Source organism: Reyranella sp. GW821-FHT12G01 (assembly GCF_058806575.1).
The window spans coordinates 206,323-221,772 of the sequence record NZ_JBXAPV010000003.1 but is presented as its reverse complement, the minus strand read 5'-3'; the positions used below and the strand labels follow the sequence as shown (position 1 = coordinate 221,772).

The 15,450-nt window shown below is 66.8% G+C and carries 17 protein-coding genes; 8 read left to right on the top strand and 9 right to left on the bottom strand.

From position 1 onward, the window contains the following. On the bottom strand, positions 1-963 hold the full coding sequence (locus tag AC1RP5_RS26125; protein WP_493115644.1) for a Bug family tripartite tricarboxylate transporter substrate binding protein: 963 nt from the start codon (positions 961-963) through the stop codon (positions 1-3). A 38-nt stretch (positions 964-1,001) separates the two neighbouring features. Beyond that, entirely contained in the window at positions 1,002-1,493 is a 492-nt protein-coding gene (locus AC1RP5_RS26120; RefSeq protein WP_493115643.1) for a GFA family protein, read from the bottom strand. A 56-nt stretch (positions 1,494-1,549) separates the two neighbouring features. On the opposite strand from AC1RP5_RS26120, the gene AC1RP5_RS26115 reads away from it, so the two are divergent. Both AC1RP5_RS26115 and AC1RP5_RS26110 read left to right on the top strand, forming a co-directional pair. Then, positions 1,550-2,338: an SDR family NAD(P)-dependent oxidoreductase gene (locus AC1RP5_RS26115; protein WP_493115641.1), complete on the top strand. Its 789-nt coding sequence runs from the start codon at positions 1,550-1,552 to the stop codon at positions 2,336-2,338. Then, positions 2,335-2,709 (top strand): lysozyme inhibitor LprI family protein, encoded by a 375-nt coding sequence (locus tag AC1RP5_RS26110; protein WP_493115639.1) that lies wholly within the window; start codon positions 2,335-2,337, stop codon positions 2,707-2,709. Before AC1RP5_RS26115 ends, AC1RP5_RS26110 begins: the two co-directional genes overlap by 4 nt. A gap of 140 nt (positions 2,710-2,849) precedes the next feature. On the opposite strand, the gene AC1RP5_RS26105 is transcribed toward AC1RP5_RS26110, so the two are convergent. From AC1RP5_RS26105 to AC1RP5_RS26095, 3 genes are read right to left on the bottom strand one after another with little or no spacing between them, the layout of a single operon-like run. Continuing rightward, positions 2,850-3,743 carry a DMT family transporter gene (locus AC1RP5_RS26105; protein WP_493115638.1) on the bottom strand — a complete coding sequence of 298 codons (894 nt, stop codon included), beginning with the start codon at positions 3,741-3,743 and terminating at the stop codon, positions 2,850-2,852. Continuing rightward, positions 3,740-4,813, bottom strand: coding sequence for an LLM class flavin-dependent oxidoreductase (locus tag AC1RP5_RS26100; RefSeq protein WP_493115636.1), 1,074 nt, complete (start codon positions 4,811-4,813; stop codon positions 3,740-3,742). Before AC1RP5_RS26100 ends, AC1RP5_RS26105 begins: the two co-directional genes overlap by 4 nt. Before the next feature lie 16 nt (positions 4,814-4,829). Further along, positions 4,830-5,807 (bottom strand): Bug family tripartite tricarboxylate transporter substrate binding protein, encoded by a 978-nt coding sequence (locus AC1RP5_RS26095; protein ID WP_493115634.1) that lies wholly within the window; start codon positions 5,805-5,807, stop codon positions 4,830-4,832. A gap of 297 nt (positions 5,808-6,104) precedes the next feature. Here AC1RP5_RS26095 and AC1RP5_RS26090 point away from each other — a divergent pair, with 297 nt between their 5' ends. Continuing rightward, positions 6,105-8,009, top strand: a complete 1,905-nt coding sequence (locus AC1RP5_RS26090; RefSeq protein WP_493115632.1) for a DEAD/DEAH box helicase — start codon at positions 6,105-6,107, stop codon at positions 8,007-8,009. A gap of 3 nt (positions 8,010-8,012) precedes the next feature. Here the strand turns inward: AC1RP5_RS26090 and AC1RP5_RS26085 are convergent, their stop codons facing one another. Further along, complete coding sequence (locus tag AC1RP5_RS26085) at positions 8,013-8,942, bottom strand: 3-hydroxyacyl-CoA dehydrogenase family protein (RefSeq protein ID WP_493115631.1); 930 nt, start codon at positions 8,940-8,942, stop codon at positions 8,013-8,015. An 86-nt stretch (positions 8,943-9,028) separates the two neighbouring features. Between AC1RP5_RS26085 and AC1RP5_RS26080 the strand changes: the two genes are divergently transcribed. The 3 genes from AC1RP5_RS26080 to AC1RP5_RS26070 are packed head-to-tail and all read left to right on the top strand — an operon-like array spanning position 9,029 to position 11,024. Beyond that, complete coding sequence (locus tag AC1RP5_RS26080; protein WP_493115629.1) at positions 9,029-9,802, top strand: enoyl-CoA hydratase/isomerase family protein; 774 nt, start codon at positions 9,029-9,031, stop codon at positions 9,800-9,802. Between the two features lie 11 nt (positions 9,803-9,813). Beyond that, positions 9,814-10,617, top strand: a complete 804-nt coding sequence (locus AC1RP5_RS26075) for an SDR family NAD(P)-dependent oxidoreductase (RefSeq protein ID WP_493115627.1) — start codon at positions 9,814-9,816, stop codon at positions 10,615-10,617. 5 nt (positions 10,618-10,622) lie between these two features. Continuing rightward, entirely contained in the window at positions 10,623-11,024 is a 402-nt protein-coding gene (locus AC1RP5_RS26070) for a DUF423 domain-containing protein (RefSeq protein ID WP_493115625.1), read from the top strand. 2 nt (positions 11,025-11,026) lie between these two features. Here AC1RP5_RS26070 and AC1RP5_RS26065 read toward each other — a convergent pair whose 3' ends face one another. Together AC1RP5_RS26065 and AC1RP5_RS26060 are read right to left on the bottom strand one after the other, a co-directional pair. Beyond that, positions 11,027-11,509 carry a CinA family protein gene (locus tag AC1RP5_RS26065; protein ID WP_493115623.1) on the bottom strand — a complete coding sequence of 161 codons (483 nt, stop codon included), beginning with the start codon at positions 11,507-11,509 and terminating at the stop codon, positions 11,027-11,029. A gap of 3 nt (positions 11,510-11,512) precedes the next feature. Beyond that, a complete protein-coding gene (locus AC1RP5_RS26060; RefSeq protein WP_493115621.1) occupies positions 11,513-11,857 on the bottom strand; it encodes a DOPA 4,5-dioxygenase family protein in 345 nt (114 codons plus the stop codon). Between the two features lie 87 nt (positions 11,858-11,944). Here AC1RP5_RS26060 and AC1RP5_RS26055 point away from each other — a divergent pair, with 87 nt between their 5' ends. Further along, entirely contained in the window at positions 11,945-13,069 is a 1,125-nt protein-coding gene (locus AC1RP5_RS26055; RefSeq protein WP_493115619.1) for an acyl-CoA dehydrogenase family protein, read from the top strand. Positions 13,070-13,078: 9 nt separating this feature from the next. After that, the gene (locus tag AC1RP5_RS26050; protein WP_493115617.1) at positions 13,079-14,302 is read left to right on the top strand and encodes an acyl-CoA dehydrogenase family protein; all 1,224 of its coding nucleotides are present in this window, start codon (positions 13,079-13,081) and stop codon (positions 14,300-14,302) included. Positions 14,303-14,472: 170 nt separating this feature from the next. On the opposite strand, the gene AC1RP5_RS26045 is transcribed toward AC1RP5_RS26050, so the two are convergent. Then, positions 14,473-15,441, bottom strand: coding sequence for a tripartite tricarboxylate transporter substrate binding protein (locus AC1RP5_RS26045; RefSeq protein WP_493115616.1), 969 nt, complete (start codon positions 15,439-15,441; stop codon positions 14,473-14,475). Between the last annotated feature and the right edge of the window lie 9 nt (positions 15,442-15,450).

Sequence of the window (15,450 nt, the reverse complement as noted above, 5' to 3'; positions counted from 1 at the left end):
CTACTCGGCCGTGATCTTCCCGACCTCGATGACGTTCTTCCAGCGGGCGATCTCGCCCGCCAGGAACTTGCGGAACTCCTCGCCATTGCTGGCGACGACCTCGAAGCCCACCGCCTCGAACTGCGCCTTGATGTCGGGCGAAGTCGCCGAGGCGATCAGCTCGGCTTCGAGCTTCTTGCGGACGTCGGCCGGCAGGCCCTTCGGCGCGGCCGCAGCCTGCCAGGAATAGACCTCCAGGTCCTTCACGCCGCCTTCGGCCATGGTGGGAACGTCCGGCAGGGCTGGCGCCCGCGCGGCGCTGGTGACGCCCAGCGCCTTCAGCTTGCCCGACTTCACCTGCTGGGCGATGGCGCCCAGGTTCTGGAACGAGACGTTCGCGTGGCCCGAGATCAGGTCGCTGATGGCCGGGCCGCCGCCCTTGTACGGAACGTGGATGCCGGTCGTGCCGGTCTTCTGCAGGAACAGCGCCGCCGTCAGGTGATCGGACGAGCCGGTGCCGGACGAGGCGAAGGTCACCTTGTCGGGATTCTTCTTCAGGTACTCGACCAGCTCGGCGACCGTGTTCGCCGGAAAGCCGGGATTGGCCACCAGCACGTTGGGCGTGCGCACGGCGACGCTCAGCAGGTCGAAATCTTCCAGCGGATTGTAGCGCAGGTCCTTGAACAGGGCCGGGTTGATGCCGAACACGCCGATCGAGCCGACGAGGAACGTGTAGCCATCAGGCTTGGCCTGCTTCAGGCCGGTCGCGCCGATCGAACCGTTGGCGCCGCCGCGATTATCGACAACCACCGACTGGCCGACGCGTTCGGACAGCTTCTTGGTCAGCAGCCGAGCGGTCTGGTCGGAGGCGCCGCCGGGCGGGAAGGGGACGATGACCGTGATGGCCCGGTCGGGATACTCGGCCTGCGCCGACAGGCTCGCAAAGGCGGTCAGGACGAACGCCAGTACGCTTAACGCTTTCATAATTTTTTACACTCCCTGTGACTCTGACTGGACCTATATCAGGTCGCGGCTTTCGCCCTCAACGCCGTAAAGCGGTCGAGGCTCTCCTTCGGCCAGAGTTCGTTGCGGTCGTAATACTCTTCTACGGCGGGAACGCCGGCGGGCAGGGTGACCCAGGGTTGTTTGCTCATGGTGAAGATATGGACGTCGGGCGGCAGCCGGTCGGGCTGGTCGAGCGTGCCGACCCGCACGAAGTGAACGGTCGGGCCCGCGCCCGAATAATTGCTCCACACCGCGATGCGGCACTTCGGGCAGCGCGAGATCTTCTGGCCCTTGCCGCTCAGGGTCGGCGTGTCGATCACCTCGACCTCGCCGCCCAACCTCTCGACCCGATCGGCCTCGATCATGGCGTTCATCGCGAAGGCGGTGCCTGAATCGCGCTGGCACCAGCGGCAGTGGCAGCAATTCACGAATAGCGGCTTCGAGGTGAGTCTGTAGCGAATGTTGCGACAGGTGCAGCCGCCCTCGAACGTCTCTGTCTCGCTGGTCATCGCGTTCATCTCCCGGTTAAGGTCCGCGCCTGAAAACATCTTGGCGGAGAGTAGACATGGCCGGACGGCTGCAGGGCAAGGTAGCGGTGGTGACGGGCGCAGCGCCGCGCGGCGAGGGCGTCGGCAACGGCATGGCGACGGCGCTGCTGTTTGCCAAGGAAGGCGCCAAGGTCGTCCTCGTCAATCGCAGCGCCGAGCGCGCAGAGGCATTGGCCAAGCAGATCAAGAGCGAGGGCGGCGAGGCGTCCGTGTTTGCGGCCGACGTGGCGAAGGCCGATGACTCCGAGGCGATGGCCGACTTCGCGATGAAGACGTATGGCCGGCTCGACATCCTGCACAACAATGTCGGCATCGGTGGACCGGGCACGCCCGAGACCGTGACGCTCGAGACCTGGAACAAGGTGCTCGAGGCTAACCTCACGACGACGATGCTCTGCACCAAGGCCTGCCTGCCGCGAATGAAGGAAGGCGGCGGCGGCTCGATCATCATGGTGTCGTCGATCGCCGGTGCGCTCGGCCTGATGGGCAGCGCCGGCGCGGTCGCCTATGCGACGGCCAAGGCCGGATTGCATGGTTTCACCATGTCGGTCGCGGCCGACTATGCGACGCAGAACATCCGCGCCAACTGCATCATCGTGGGCTCGGTGCACACGCCAATGGTGGCGCATCTCGGCGCTGAGGCGCGCGACCGGCGCAAGAAGATGGTGCCGATGCAGGTCGAGGGCACGGCCTGGGACATCGCCCACGGCGCGGTCTATCTCGCCTCCGACGAATCGCGCTGGGTGACCGGCGTCATGCTGCCGATCGACGGCGGCCTCGTGGCGCTGCGGGCCTGGCCGCGATGATCCGGCCGCTGGTCGCGCTTCTCCTGGCGGCCGTGGCGGTGCAGGCGCCCGTCCATGCGCAAAGCCAGATGGAGCTCAACCAGCAGGCGGGCGCGGCGCTGCAGGCAGCCGACCAGCAATTGAACGCGGCCTACACGAAGTTGCGGGCGCGCCTCGGCCCCGAGAGTCGCGCGCGCCTGCAGGCCGCGGAAGAGGCGTGGATCCGTTTCCGTGACAAGGAATGCGAGTTCGTGGGCGGGCCGACGATCGGGGGCTCGATCCACGGAATGATGGTCGCCTACTGCCAGGAACGCCTCACGCTCGTGCGCGTGAAGGATCTCGAAGCCCAGCTCAATTGCCAGGAAGGCGATCTGTCCTGCGTCCGGAATTAGGGCGGACAGAAACACCTCCCGTCGTCCTGAGCGGAGCGCCGAAGGCGCGTAGTCGAAGGACCTCTTTTCGTCTCGACACACTGTGCGCCGGAGAAGAGGTCCCTCGACTTCGCTTCGCTCCGCTCGGGACGACGGAGATTTTATTTTGCTCTAACCGCCGCCCGCCGCTCGTGCTGCCAGGTGTAGAGACCTGAGGCCACGATCACGGCGGCGCCGGCCAGGGTCCAGTGGTCGGGGATGTCGCCGAACACGATCGCGCCCAGGATCGTGACGAAGACCAGCAGCGTGTAGCTGTAGGGCTGGACCGATCCCGCCTCGGCATAATCCAGCGCCTTGATGAGAGAGTAGTGGGCGAGTGCGCCCAGCAGCGCGATGGCGATCAGCAGCGCCCAGCCGGTCGCGTCGGGCCATTGCCATTGCCAGGGGCCCACCAGAGTCGTCGCGCCGAAGGCCACGAAGGCCGACCAGACCAGCGTCGTGTCGGGCGTGTCGGTGCGCGAGCAGAGGCGGATCAGGATTTGATAGGCGCCCCACAGGATCGCACCCGCGACCGGCAACAGCAGGACCAGGTCGAGTTCGCGGAAGCCCGGGCGCACGATCAGCATCACGCCAGCGAAGCCCGCTGCAACGGCGGCCCAGCGCGCCGGCCCGGCCTTCTCGCCGAGGAACAGGACACCGAGCGCAATCACGATCAGCGGCGAGGTTGCGGCGATGGCGTGCGTGTCGGCCAATGGCAGGTAGTGGAAGGACAGCACGAACACCGCGCTCTCGATCACCGCCAGCAGCGCGCGGCCGAGCTGCAGCCACGGCCGGTTCGAGCGCGCGGCCGAACGCAGGCCATGGCGGCGCACGACGAACCAGGCGAACAGGCAGAAGATGGCGTAGCGCACCCACATCATCTGGCCGATCGGATAGTCGGCCACCATCCACTTGGTGATGGTGTCCATGCTGGCGAAGCCCAGCATGGCGAGCATGGTGAAGATCGCGCCGCGTGAGTTGTTGCTGCGGCCCGGAGCGGCCGCTGGCGGCGTCATTCCGCGGCAGCGACGCGATGCGCCGGAGGCCGGAAGGCGGGGATCACGCGCTCGGCGAAAAGCTTCAGGCTCTTCATCGTCTTCTCGCGCCCGTAATAGGGCGGGTAGTGCAGCAGCAGCGAGGTCATGCCGGTGCGCGCCTGCATCTCGCGCAACTTTGCGATCACCGTCTCGGCCGAGCCGTGCAGCAAGGTCGTGTTCAGCAGGTCGTCGTAGCTGAGCTGAGTGCCTTTCTCCGACACCGAGCCCAGATAGCCGCCCGTGCCGGTGCCGCCGAAATGCGCGATGTGGCGGACGATCGCTTCCTCGGTTTCGGCGCGCGCCTGCGCATCGGTGTCGGCGATGTAGACCCAGCGCGCGATGTCGATCTGGCCGGCCGCGGGATTTTTAGCGCGCTCGGCCGAGGCGTTCGCCAGTTCGCGTTTGTAGAGCGCGGTCTGCGCCGCCAGCGTCTCGATGCCCGGCAGCGTCGAGAGCATCAGACCGAAGCCGTTGCGGCCGCAATAGCCGATCGAGCGGTCGGTGCCGCCGGCCATGTAGAGCGGCGGATGCGGCATCTGCACGGGCTGCGGCAGCAGCTCGTAGGGCTCTGCGACGGTGCCGCTGAAATACTTGCCCTTGTGGTCGTAGCGATGGTGATGGAAGGCGTCGAACATCAGGCCGACCGCCTCCTCGACCATGTCGCGGCGGCCCTCGAAATCCTTGCCGAGACCCACGAACTCGTAGGGGCGATAGCCCGAGCCGATGCCGAGCATCACGCGGCCGTTCGACAGGATGTCGACGAAGTTGGCGTTCTCCACGACGCGGATCGGATCGTAGAGCGGCAGGGTGATCACGCCAGAGGCCAGCTTGATGCGGCTGGTCTTGGCAGCGAGGTAGGCCATGTAGGCGAAGCAGTCCGGCATGATGCCGTAGCTCGTCGAGAAATGATGCTCGGCGATCCAGGCCGTGTCGTAGCCCAGCCGTTCGGCCTCCACGACCTCGTCCGTCGTGCGCGCGTGCACGGCGCGATGCGGATAGGGCTCTTCCTTCGGATTGGCGTGCGAGGTGAAGAGGATGCCGAATTCCATGGCTGTCTCCCGCAGCTTATTCGAGCTTGATGCCGGTATCCTTCACCACCTTCGCCCAGTTTTCGACCTCGCGTGCACGCCATGTATCGCTCTGCGCGGGCTTGTAGAGGACCGGATCGGCGCCGAGCTCCTTCAGGCGCGCCGCCACTTCGGGGATCTTGGTTGTCTTCTCGATCTCGACATAGAGCCGCTCCAGCACTTCCGGCGGCGTGCCCTTGGCGGCGAGGAAACCCTGCCAGCTTCCCGTCACGAAATCCTTGATGCCGGCCGCCTCGATCACGGTTGGAAGCTCGGGCGCCAGCTCGTTGCGCGTGGCGCTCGACACGGCGAGCCCGCGCAGCTTGCCGCTCTTCACGTGCGGGAGCGTGGCGATCATGCCGTTGAACAGCGCATCGGCGTGGCCGCCCGCGACCTGCTGGATCGCCTCGGCGCCGCCCTTCATCGGGATGAAGGTGATCTTGAGGCCGAGCGAATGGGCGAACAGCGCGCCCGCGAGATGCGGCGCACTGCCGAGGCCCGCGGTCGCGTAATTGAGCTTGTCGGGATTGGCCTTGGCGAAGGCGATCAACTCGGCCGCCGTCGTGTAGGGCCGCTCGGGCGCGGAGGCGAGCAGGTGCGGCGTGTAGGCCAGCACCGTGACCGCGTTGAAGTCCTTGGCGACGTCGAACGGCAGCTTCATCACCGACGGCGAGATGGTGAGGTTGCCGAGATCGGTCAGCACCAGCGTGTAACCGTCGGGCGCGGACTTCGCGATCATGTCGACGGCGATGTTGCCGTTGGCGCCGGTGCGGTTCTCGACGACGACCGACTGGCCGAGGGCTGCCTGCAGATGCGGCTGCATCAGGCGGGCCAGGATGTCGGAAGTGCCGCCCGGCGCGTAGGGAATGAGGATGCGGATCGGCTTGTTGGGAAAACCCTGGGCCCAGGCGTTGGTCACGATCGCCGGGGCGGCCATCGTCGCGGCGGTGAGACTGAGAAGGTGTCGGCGGCGCATCGCTTGCTCCCTGTAAGTGCTTGTTTTGCCGCTACTTTAGGGTGCAGTTCGTCTGAAGGCCAGCATTCGGCTTGACTTCGCTGCGCTGCACCATCATATACGCGCCAGCCCGCAGGTAGCGGGCCTACAAAGATTTCTCGCGATCGCGCGACGCGCCCCATTCCTTTGTGACGGCGCCTCATCCCGAGACAATCCCCCAGGACAAGAGCCGTCCCAGCCGCGCGCGGGAACGGGCCTAAAGCCGCCACAGATGCGCGTGCCCGGGATGGCATGCCAGGCGGCATGTAAGGATTTTCAGTGAGTGAAGTTACGTTTGCGGATCTCGGTCTGGCCGAGCCGCTGCTGCGTGCGTTGAACGCGGCGAACTACACCGTGCCGACGCCCATCCAGGCGCGCACCATTCCCGCCCTGCTGCAGGGCCGCGACGTGCTGGGCATCGCCCAGACCGGCACCGGCAAGACGGCGGCGTTCGCGCTGCCCGTGCTGCAGCATCTTTTCGAGAACAAGGAACGCGCCCAGCCCAAGAGCCCGCGCGCCCTCGTGCTGGCGCCGACCCGTGAACTCGCGGTCCAGATCGCGCGCAGCTTCGACACCTACGGTCGCGGCCTCGGCCTGCGCCTGTGCACCGTCGTCGGCGGTCTGGGCTACGGCCGTCAGATCGAGACCCTGGCGCGCGGCGTCGACATCCTGATCGCCACGCCCGGCCGTCTGCTCGACCTGGTCGAGCGCGGCAACGTGAAGCTCGGACAGGTCAGCTTCTTCGTCCTCGACGAAGCCGATCGCATGTTCGACATGGGTTTCATCCGTGACGTCCGTCGTATCGCGGCCTCGGTCTCGAAGAACCGCCAGACCCTGCTGTTCTCGGCGACGATGCCGAACGACATCGCCAAGCTCTCCTCGGAAATCCTCAAGAACCCCGAGAAGGTCGAGATCGCGCCGCAGGGCCGCACCGTCGAGCGCATCGACCAGCGTGTCTACTTCGTGAACGCCGGCCTCAAGCGCACCCTGCTCAACCATCTCCTGACGGACGAGAGCCTCGAGCGCGTCATCATCTTCACGCGCACCAAGCGCGGCGCCAACCGCGTCGCCGAGGCGCTGGAAGATCGCGGCGTGCGCTCCGAGGCGATCCACGGCAACAAGTCGCAGAACGCCCGCCAGAAGGCGCTCGACAACTTTGCCCGCGGCAAGGCCCGCGTCCTGGTCGCGACCGATCTCGCCTCGCGCGGCATCGACGTGCAGGGCGTGACCCACGTCATCAATTTCGAGCTGCCGGCCGACGCCGAGAGCTACGTCCATCGCATCGGCCGCACCGCGCGCGCCGGCGCCTCGGGCATCGCGATCTCGTTCTGCGACGGCAGCGAGCGCGGCCAGCTCAAGGGCATCGAGCGCCTGACCAACCAGCGCATCCCGGTCGTGCCGACGCCGGCCAACGAGGACATGCCGCAGCTGCCGCCGGCCAAGGCGCGCGCCGAGGACGACGATCGCGATGATCGTCGCGACGAGCGTCCCCGCGAGGGCCGTGGTGGTCCGCGTGGCGGCGGCCGTCCCGGTGGTGGTGGCCGTCCCGGCGGTCATCGCTCGTTCGGCGATCGCGCCAACCACGATCGTTCGCGCGGCGACCGTCCGCCGGCGCATGCCGACAATCAGTTCCGCGGCGGCGACTTCCGCGATGCCCCGCAGGGTGAGCGTCCCCAGGGTGACCGTCCGCGCGGCGAGCGTCCGCACGGTGATCGTCCGTATGGTGATCGCCCGCAGGGTGACCGTCCCTACGGTGACCGTCCGCGTGGCCCGCGCCCGCAGGGTGATCGTCCGTTCGGCGATCGTCCGCGCGGCGACCGTCCTCACGGCGATCGCCCGCACGGCGATCGTCCCCACAATGATCGCCCGCACGGCGAGCGCTCGTTCGGCGACCGTCCGCGCGGCGACCGCTTCGATCGCGCGCAGGGCGATCGTCCGAACCACAATGGCGGCGGTGGACAGTATGTGTCCCGCCCGCACGGCGATCGTCCGCAGGGCGACCGTCCGCACAATGATCGCCCTCACGGTGATCGCCCCCATGGTGACCGTCCCCACGGTGACCGTCCGCAGGGTGAGCGTCCCTACGGCGATCGTCCGCAGGGTCCGCGTCCCCAGTGGAAGGGCCGTCGCTTCGGCGGCGGAGGCGGCGCCGGTGGTGGTCGCGGCCGGGGCCGCGCCGCCTAGCTTCTAGAGAATTCCTTCCTCGCGGAAGATTTCCAGGCACTTTGAAAGAGCGCGCTCATATCGGGCGCGCTCTTTTGCTATCGAGGCATCATCCCAATCGAAGAAGCCGCCCTTGGTCTTGAAGCCGATGCGGCCCTTGTCGACGTTGTTCTGGAGCACCGGCGGCGGGCCGTCCGAATTGTTGAGGTCGGGCCAGATGATCTTGGCAACGGCACAGGTCGTGTCCCAGCCGGAATGCTCCTTCTGGGTGATCGGGCCGGCGGCGGCGTAACGGAAGCCGAAGGACAGGCGCACGGTGGCGTCGATGTCTTCCGGCGAGGCGACGCCTTCCTCGATCAGCCACAGCGCCTCGCGCATCAGCGCGCCCTGGATGCGGTTGCCCAGGAAGCCGATCACGTCCTTCTTCACCTGCACCGGCCGCTTGCCGAGTTCGCTCATCATCGCGCCGACCTGCTCGGCGAGTGCCACATCGGTGTGGATGGAGCGCACGACTTCGACCAGCGGGATCAGGTGCGCGGGCATGAAGAAGTGCAGGCCCATCATGCGGTCCTGGGTCTTGAGGCCCTTGCCGATCTCGCTGATCGGGAAGCTCGACGAGTTCGAGGTCAGCGGCACGCCGGGGCGGGAAAGCCGCTCCATGTCGGCGAATATCTTCTGCTTGAGCGCCAGGTCCTCGGTCACGGTCTCGACGACGATGTCGATCTTGGCCCAGGGTGCCTCCTCGAGGGTCGCGTAGGTCGCAAGACCCGACACGTCGTCCGGCTTTCCCATGGCCTTGAGCGCCCGTGCGGTGACCGCGGGTAACCCGTCGCGGGTCGAGGCGGAGCGCGACACGACGTCCACCTTCCAGCCGCCGCCCAGGAACATGGCGATGATTCCGACGCCCATTGTGCCTCCGCCCAGCACCAGGGCGTGACGTTCGCTTTGCGGCATTCTCTTTCCTCCCGTATCGACGCGTGCCCCCTGCCGGGGCAGTATCCGGCCCAAGTTAACCGGATTTTCAACGTGGGAGAAAACGTATGAGCGCCACCTTCAAGGATATCGGTGTCAGCACTGAAGGCGCGGTCGGAATCGTCGAGATTCAGCGGCCGCCGCACAACTTCTTCGACAACTCGCTGATCAACCAGATCGCGGACGCCTTCGAGGCGTTCGATCGCGACGACAAGATCCGCGCCTACGTGCTGTGCGCCCAGGGCAAGTCGTTCTGCGCCGGCGCCGATTTCGCCAACCGCCCGCAGACCGGCGCGGCCGAGAGCGGCAAGCATCTCTACAAGGAAGCCACGCGCCTGTTCCGCTCGAAGAAGCCGAGCGTCGGTGCGATCCAGGGCCCGGCGATCGGCGGCGGCCTCGGCCTCGCCCTGATGCCGGACTTCCGCGTCGCCGCACCGGAAGCGCGCTTCGCCGCCAACTTCACGCGTCTCGGTTTCCACCCGGGCTTCTCGCTCACCTTCACCCTGCCGCGCCTGATCGGCCAGCAGAAGGCGAACCTGATGTTCCTGACCGGCCGCCGCATCGGTGGCGAGCAGGCCGTCGAGTGGGGCATGGCCGACGTGTTGGCGCCGCTCGCCGACGTGCGCAAGGAAGCGATCAAGCTCGCGCAGGAAATCGCCGAGAGCGCGCCGCTCGCCGTGATGTCGACGCGTGAGACGATGCGTCGTGGCTTCGCCGACGGCGCCGAGGCCGCGACCGAGCGCGAGCTCACCGAGCAGGATTGGACGCGCAAGACCGAGGACTTCAAGGAAGGCGTCAAGTCATACGCCGAGAAGCGCCCCGGCAACTGGAAGAACCGCTAAGGGAGCGTTCCATGGCACAGGTCGCGGGCAAGGTCGCCGTCGTAACAGGCGGTGCCTCGGGCATCGGAGAGGCCTGTGCCGAAACGCTGGCGCGCGAAGGCGCGTCGGTCCTGATCACCGATATCGACGACGCCCTGGGCAAGGGTGTCGTCGAGCGAATCACCAAGGCGGGCGGCAAGGCGCACTACCTGCGCCATGACGTGCGTGACGAGGCGGCGTGGCCGGGCATTATCGCCGAGGCCGAGAAGCGCTATGGCTGCCTCGACATCATGGTGGCCAATGCCGGCATCGGCATCATGTCGCCGATCGCGACCATGGCGCTCGCCGACTGGCAGAAGCAGCAGGCCATCAACCTCGACGGCGTGTTCCTCTCGATCAAGCATTCGATCCCGGCGATGAAGCGCGGGGGCGGCGGCTCGATCGTGCTGATGTCGTCGGTGGCCGGCCTGCGCGGCGCGCCGGGCCTCGCGGCCTATTCGGCAACCAAGGGCGGCGTGCGGCTGCTTGCCAAGTCGGTCGCGCTCGAACATGCGGCCGACAATATCCGCTGCAATTCGGTGCACCCCGGCATCATCGCCACGCCGATCTGGGAGAAGATCCCGACCGGCGCCGAGGGCAATCGCCGCAACGCGCCGATCGATCCGCGCGAGCGGGCCGCCGTTTCGGTGCCGCTGCCGCGCGTGGGCGAGGCGCAGGACATCGCCAACGGCGTGCTGTTCCTCTGCACCGACGCCGGCAACTACATCACCGGCCAGGAGTTGGTGATCGACGGCGGCATGACCGCCGGCGGACGGCCGTCGCGGCCGTTGCAGTAACGCCGATGGGCGGCGCGGCGGGGAGAGGCTGGATCGTCGTTGCCGCGCTGAGCGGCGCCGTCTCCGTCACGATGGGCGCCTTTGCCGCCCATGGCTTCGATGTCGGCACCGAAGCCAGCCGCAGGGCGCGGGACCTGCTGCAGACCGGGAGCCACTACGAAATCTTCCATGCCCTGGCGATGCTGGGCGTGTGCGCCCTTGCCGGCGCGAAGCTGGTGAACGTCCGGCTGGCCGTCGCCGGCCTGTGGCTCTTCCTCGCCGGCAGTATCCTGTTTCCCGGCGCGCTCTACAGCCTGGCGCTCGGCGGCCCGCGATGGTTCGGCGCTGTCGCGCCAGTCGGCGGTCTGGCCTTCATCGCGGGCTGGGTGCTTCTCGCGGTCGCCGCGCTGAGGCGACCCGCTCCCTGATCTCAGGAAAGCTGTTCGTCGAGAAGCTTGAGCGCTTCGGCGGCGAAGGCGCGCATGTTGGCCACGCGATCATCGGAGCCGGTGCGCAGGGTGCGGGCGACGCTGCCGTTGGGGCCGACGACGGCCACGCAGGTATGGCCCGCCGGATCGCCATAGGAATTGCCGGTCGGGCCCGAGGCGCCGGTCTCGGCGAGACCCCAGGTCGTCTTGAGACGCCCGCGCACATGCTCGGCGGCCAGCAGCGCCCACGGCTCGGAAGAAGAGCGGACGCCGGCGCGCTTTTCGCGCGGCACCGCGAGGAAGGCATCGCCCGCCGGTCGCGTGTAGACCACGGCGCCGCCCATGAAGTAGGCCGAGGCGCCGGGGACGGCGAGCAACGCGGCGGAAACCAATCCACCGGCCGAGGATTCGGAAATGCCGACGGTCTCTTTGCGGGCCTTCAGTTTTTCGCCGACGCGCTGGGCGAGCGGGAGCAGGGAGTCCATCGGTCAATCCTTCTTCGTGAAGATGTCGAGGACCAGCGGCACCTGCTGGCCCATCCAGATCGCGCGGTCGCGATGATCTTCGAGATCGTGCCCGGTGTTGGGATGAATGAACACCGTAAGATCGCCGCGGTTCAGGGTCAGCCACGACATGAACGGCAGGAACTGCTCGTTCTTCACGCCGACCTGGTAGCTGAAGCGGGGATGCGGTCCCACCGGCCTCTCATGGAAGCGGCCCATCTCGATGGGGAAGCTCTTCTCGATGCGCTCGCGGAGCGCCCATGCGGCCTCGCGCGACGCCTCGTCGAAGTAGACATGTGCGTGCCAGTCCTTGATTTGGTCAGCATTCATGACGTTCACCGTAATACGAAACACAACCCGCCTGTCGGAACCTAGAACCGTTCCCCGAGCCGAGCGGGCTTGCTAGGGTCCGGCATCATGAACTTCGATTTCTCCGACGACCAGAAGCTGCTCAAGGAGCAGGTTCGCAAATTCCTCGCCGACAAGTGCCCCACCAAAGTGGTGCGGCGCGTGCTCGACGGCAATGAAACCCATGCGGATGATGTCTGGAAAGGCCTCGTCGATCTTGGCGTGCCGGCCCTTGGCATTCCCGAAGAGTATGGCGGCATGGGCCTGTCGCCGCTGGAGGTCTGCGTCGCGGCCGAGGAGGTCGGCCGTGCGGCGGCGCCGGTGCCGTTCGACACCTCGGTCGTGCTGGCCACCGAAGCGCTGAAGCTGGCGGGCTCGGACGCGCAGAAGAAGAAATGGCTGCCGGAACTTGCGTCGGGCAAGGCGATCGGCACGCTGGCCATCGCCGAGGGCGCGCAGCCGCCCAAGCCGCGAAACACTCGCACGACCTTCGGTGGCGGCCGCCTCAACGGCAAGAAGCTGCCGGTGACCGACGGCGAGGCCGCGACCTTTGCCATCGCGCTCGCCAACACCGGCGGCTCGGGCGATCGCGCCGTGTCCCTTGTGCTGGTCGATCTCACGCAGAAGGCTGTCACGAAGAAGCGCATCGAGACGATCGATCCGGCGCGCAAGCATGCCGAACTCACCTTCAGCGATGCCTCGGCCGAATTGCTGGGCGGCGAGGGCGAAGGCTGGCGCCTGCTCGAACGGCTGTACGACGCGGCGGCTGTCTACTTCGCCTTCGCTCAGGTGGGTGGCGCCGAAGCGGCGATGTGGATGGCGCGCGACTATGCGCTGCAGCGCAACGCCTTCGGCCGCGCCATCGGCTCCTATCAGGCGATCAAGCACAAGCTGGCGGACTGCTACGTGAAGCTCGAGCTGGCGCGCTCGAATGCCTATTACGGCGCGATGATGCTGACCGAGGGCGGCGCCGACCTGCCGCTGGCCGCCGCGGCCGCGCGCATCGCGGCGACGGATGCCTACGACTTCGCGGCCAAGGAGAACATCCAGACCCATGGCGGCATCGGCTTCACCTGGGAGGCCGACACGCAGTTCCACTATCGCCGCTCGCGCCTGATGGCGCTGTCGATCGGCGGTCCGATGGCCTGGAAAGACAAGCTGGTGACCCGTCTCGAACAGAAGAACGCGGCCTAGGAGGGAACGATGGACTTCAACGATACCCCCGAAGAAGCCGCCTTCCGCAAGGAAGTGCGCACCTGGCTCGACGCAAACGCCACGCGCAAGAGCGACGACAAGCAGAGCTTCCGCGCCCGCAACGACGATCCGGAGCTGCTGAAGAAGGCCAAGGAGTGGCAGGACAAGAAGGCCACCGCCGGCTACGCCCGCCTCACCTGGCCGAAGGAGTTCGGCGGCCGCGGCGCTTCGCCGATCCTCCAGGTGATCTATCAGCAGGAAGAAGCGAACTACCTGGTGCCGCTGGGCTTCTTCGACATCGGGCTGGGCATGTGCATCCCGACCATGATGGCCTATGCCAAGCCCGAGCAGTTGCAGCGCTACGTGAAGCCGGCGCTGCACGGAAAGGAAGTCTGGTGCCAGCTCTTCTCCGAGCCGGCGGCAGGATCCGACGTGGCCGGCATCCGCACCAAGGCCGAGCGCGATGGTGATGACTGGATCATCAACGGCCAGAAGGTCTGGACGTCGGGCGCGCACTATTGCGACTTCGGCATCGTGATCACCCGCACCGATCCGAATGTTCCGAAGCACGCCGGTCTCACCATGTTCTTCCTCGACATGAAGACGCCTGGCGTTGAAGTCCGGCCGATCAAGCAGATGTCGGGCGGCGCCAACTTCAACGAGGTGTTCTTCACCAACGTGCGCATTCCCGACAGCCAGCGCCTCGGCAAGGTGGGCGAGGGCTGGAAGGCGGCACTCACGACGCTGATGAACGAGCGCCTCGCCGTCGGCCTGCCCTCGGGCGGCCTCGACATCGACGAGCTGATGGAACTGGCGCGCGAGACCGAGCTGGAAGACGGCGCGGCGATCCGCAACCAGCAGGTCCGCTCGAAGATCGCCGACTGGTACGTCCAGCAGCAGGGCCTGAAGCTCACGCGCTACCGCACGCTGACGGCGCTCTCCAAGGGTCAGACGCCGGGGCCCGAGTCCTCGATCATCAAGATCGTGGCGGCGCCCAAGATGCAGGACATGGGCGCCTTCGCCATGGAGCTGATGGGTCACGCCGGCATCATGAAGGAGGATGTGCCGTTCGCGGCCGGCTTCCAGGCGCAATGGATCGGCGGCGCGGGCTTCCGCATTGCCGGCGGCACGGATGAGATTTTGAGGAATATCGTGGCGGAGCGGGTGCTCGGACTGCCGGCCGACATTCGGGTCGACAAGGATATTCCGTTCAATCAGCTCGGGAAGAAGTAGGTAGGACACCTTCCTCCCCTTCGCGGGTCCCGCGAAGGGGAGGTGCCCTCGTCATACGAGGGCGGAGGGGTCAAAGCTGCAGCAAGAATATTCTTATCTATTCTGCGCGGTGTGGGCTCTCGCGCTTGATTACAAGCGCTGCCGCCCACCAGGGCTTTCTGACGAAAGCCCTAGCGTTGCTTAAGCGCCCACTCCGTGTACTTCGTCGCCGCCGCATGCGAGTCCGCGTAGTACTTCGCATAGTCCGCGCCGACGAGCGGCTTCAGGGCGAGGCCCTGTTCGTCCATCTTCTTGATGTGCTCGGGATCGTTGATCGCCTTGAGGAAGGCGGTCTCCAGCACCTTGATCACGTCGGCGGGCGTGCCCTTCGGCACGGCGATGCCGCGGGTCGAGGAGGAGATCACCGACGGCATGCCGAGTTCCTTGGTCGTGGGCACGTCCGGCAGGAACTTGGAGCGCACATCGTCGGTGACGACGAGGGCGCGCAGTTCGCCCGACTTCACGCGCTTCACGATGCCGCCGACATTGTCGAAGGCACAGTCGACATGGCCTCCCAGCACGCCGGTGAGCTGCTGCGCCGAGCCCTCGAAATGGACGATGCGGAAATCGACCTTGGCCGCGTCATCGACCATCAGGATCGCCAGGTGGTCGTCGCTCAGGATGCCGGTGGTGCAGGCGCTGATCTTGCCCGGCGCCTTCTTGGCCGCGTCGAGCAGGTCGGCGAAGGTCTTGTAGGGACTGTCGGCCTTCACCCACACGACGCCGGGATCGAGCACCTGGTTCACGACGGGGATGAAGCTGTCCATCTTGAACGCCGCCTTGCGCTCGGGATCGAGCACGATGGTGCTGACGCTCGGCAGGTTGATGAAGGTGACGGTGTAGCCGTCCGGCCGGGCGCGGGCGCCCTCGGTGAAGCCGATCTGGCCGCCGGCGCCGCCTTTGTTAACGACCGTGATGGGCTGGCCCAGTTCTTTCTCGGCGATCGAGGCGAGGATGCGCGCGCCGATGTCGGTGTTACCGCCGGCCGGGAAGGCGACGATCATCTGCACCGCCTTGCGCGGGAAGGCGGGCTGCGCCAGGGCGGGGCCTGCAAGGGCGGTGGCGCCGGCCGCGGCGATCAGGGTGCGTCTGCGAAGCATGTGAGTCCT

Coding starts and splice junctions, on each gene's coding strand:
- AC1RP5_RS26075 (WP_493115627.1), top strand. CDS start 9,814: ATGGCACAGGTCGCGGGCAAGGTCGCCGTCGTAACAGGCGGTGCCTCG.
- AC1RP5_RS26045 (WP_493115616.1), bottom strand. CDS start 15,441: ATGCTTCGCAGACGCACCCTGATCGCCGCGGCCGGCGCCACCGCCCTT.
- AC1RP5_RS26065 (WP_493115623.1), bottom strand. CDS start 11,509: ATGGACTCCCTGCTCCCGCTCGCCCAGCGCGTCGGCGAAAAACTGAAG.
- AC1RP5_RS26095 (WP_493115634.1), bottom strand. CDS start 5,807: ATGCGCCGCCGACACCTTCTCAGTCTCACCGCCGCGACGATGGCCGCC.
- AC1RP5_RS26115 (WP_493115641.1), top strand. CDS start 1,550: ATGGCCGGACGGCTGCAGGGCAAGGTAGCGGTGGTGACGGGCGCAGCG.
- AC1RP5_RS26055 (WP_493115619.1), top strand. CDS start 11,945: ATGAACTTCGATTTCTCCGACGACCAGAAGCTGCTCAAGGAGCAGGTT.
- AC1RP5_RS26105 (WP_493115638.1), bottom strand. CDS start 3,743: ATGACGCCGCCAGCGGCCGCTCCGGGCCGCAGCAACAACTCACGCGGC.
- AC1RP5_RS26125 (WP_493115644.1), bottom strand. CDS start 963: ATGAAAGCGTTAAGCGTACTGGCGTTCGTCCTGACCGCCTTTGCGAGC.
- AC1RP5_RS26120 (WP_493115643.1), bottom strand. CDS start 1,493: ATGACCAGCGAGACAGAGACGTTCGAGGGCGGCTGCACCTGTCGCAAC.
- AC1RP5_RS26070 (WP_493115625.1), top strand. CDS start 10,623: ATGGGCGGCGCGGCGGGGAGAGGCTGGATCGTCGTTGCCGCGCTGAGC.
- AC1RP5_RS26085 (WP_493115631.1), bottom strand. CDS start 8,942: ATGCCGCAAAGCGAACGTCACGCCCTGGTGCTGGGCGGAGGCACAATG.
- AC1RP5_RS26100 (WP_493115636.1), bottom strand. CDS start 4,813: ATGGAATTCGGCATCCTCTTCACCTCGCACGCCAATCCGAAGGAAGAG.
- AC1RP5_RS26050 (WP_493115617.1), top strand. CDS start 13,079: ATGGACTTCAACGATACCCCCGAAGAAGCCGCCTTCCGCAAGGAAGTG.
- AC1RP5_RS26110 (WP_493115639.1), top strand. CDS start 2,335: ATGATCCGGCCGCTGGTCGCGCTTCTCCTGGCGGCCGTGGCGGTGCAG.
- AC1RP5_RS26080 (WP_493115629.1), top strand. CDS start 9,029: ATGAGCGCCACCTTCAAGGATATCGGTGTCAGCACTGAAGGCGCGGTC.
- AC1RP5_RS26060 (WP_493115621.1), bottom strand. CDS start 11,857: ATGAATGCTGACCAAATCAAGGACTGGCACGCACATGTCTACTTCGAC.